The following is an 838-nucleotide window of genomic DNA, read 5'->3' as shown; positions in this document are numbered from 1 at the left end:
GCGCAGCCCCGCCTTCACGATCAGCCCGCCGAGCTCGATCTTCTCGCGGGTGTCCTTCTTGCGGGCTTCCGATGAGCTCGACCGGCGCATGCGCTCAAGCCTCGTGATCGCCGCCCGCATCCGCGCCAGACGCGAGCGTCGCGGTCGCATCGCCGGTGCTCCTGGACCCTGCGGCATTTCTCTTTCCGGTCGATTTGCCGCTGCCCCGGCGAAACCGCCCGGCCAGATCCTCGAATGCCGAAAGCAGTGCTGCCTCCTCGATCTCGATCTCGCCGAGACCGGCCTTCAGCGCGACACGTCCGATGCGCTCCGCCTCGCGTGTCTCGGCCGCCTTGAGCTGCTCCTGCAGGCGGGCGATTTCCTCCCTGATCTTCGATGACGGCTTCTTCATTCCGGTCGACCTTTCGCATTCGGCTTCTGCTCGGTTGAGACCCAGCTGACGTGGCTGCGCCGGCCCTGGCGGGGCCGTGCCACTCCCGACGAACATTGGGCAATTATTACTCGTCGGGAGCCGTCGTCACCGTGGCGATCACGCATTTCACGCCCCAGCTCATCGGACGCGGCTCAGGCCGCAGCGCCGTGCTGTCGGCCGCGTATCGTCACTGCGCCCGGATGGAGTACGAAGCCGAAGGCCGCACGGTCGATTATTCCAACAAGCGCAATCTCGCCCATGAGGAATTCCTGCTGCCGTCCGATGCGCCGGCATGGGTGAGGGCGCTGATTGCCGACCGCTCGGTCGCCGGCGCGGCAGAGGCCTTCTGGAACCGTGTCGAGGCGTTCGAAAAGCGTGAGGACGCGCAGTTCGCCAAGGAATTCATCATCGCGCTGCCGGTCGAGC

Annotated in this window: 3 protein-coding genes; 1 reads left to right on the top strand and 2 read right to left on the bottom strand. The window is 66.1% G+C overall.

Going from position 1 to position 838, the window contains the following annotated elements; genetic code table 11:
* Together traD and traC are read right to left on the bottom strand one after the other, a co-directional pair.
* Positions 1-90: conjugal transfer protein TraD (gene traD, locus EOA85_RS36355; RefSeq protein ID WP_164760184.1), on the bottom strand; the 90-nt coding region annotated here is incomplete at its 3' end.
* Between the two features lie 4 nt (positions 91-94).
* Positions 95-391: a conjugal transfer protein TraC gene (gene traC, locus EOA85_RS36350; RefSeq protein WP_127212807.1), complete on the bottom strand. Its 297-nt coding sequence runs from the start codon at positions 389-391 to the stop codon at positions 95-97.
* 131 nt (positions 392-522) lie between these two features.
* Between traC and EOA85_RS36345 the strand changes: the two genes are divergently transcribed.
* Positions 523-838: MobA/MobL family protein (locus EOA85_RS36345; protein WP_164760185.1), on the top strand; the 316-nt coding region annotated here is incomplete at its 3' end.

This window comes from Mesorhizobium sp. M5C.F.Ca.IN.020.29.1.1, from assembly GCF_003997375.1.
Taxonomy (GTDB): domain Bacteria; phylum Pseudomonadota; class Alphaproteobacteria; order Rhizobiales; family Rhizobiaceae; genus Mesorhizobium; species Mesorhizobium wenxiniae.
This window is presented reverse-complemented; position numbering and strand designations above follow the sequence as displayed.